1 protein-coding gene is annotated in these 238 nt (G+C 77.3%); it reads right to left on the reverse strand.

All coding sequences use genetic code 11. The annotated features are described in order from the left end of the window. Nucleotides 1-238, reverse strand: a 238-nt coding sequence (locus F1003_RS19205) for a KR domain-containing protein (protein WP_155090386.1), incomplete at both ends; no start/stop codon positions are given.

The following is a 238-nucleotide window of genomic DNA, read 5'->3' on the forward strand; positions in this document are numbered from 1 at the left end:
ATGCCGGTCAGCGGGGCCGTCTCGGGGATGTCCGCCAGGACCTTCGCGAGCGCGTCGCGGTCGGCGGCGTCGCATGCGGTGAGGGTGACGTCCGCGCCGAGCGCGGTGAGGTCGGCCCGCAGTGCGTCCGCGCCGGGCGCGTCCGGGCCGCGGCGGCTCAGCAGCAGCAGCTGCCGTGCACCTGCCCGTGCCAGTTCGCGTGCCACGTGGGCGCCCAGTGCTCCGGTGCCGCCGGTGA

The organism is Winogradskyella ouciana, assembly GCF_009709615.1.
GTDB lineage: Bacteria > Bacteroidota > Bacteroidia > Flavobacteriales > Flavobacteriaceae > Winogradskyella > Winogradskyella ouciana.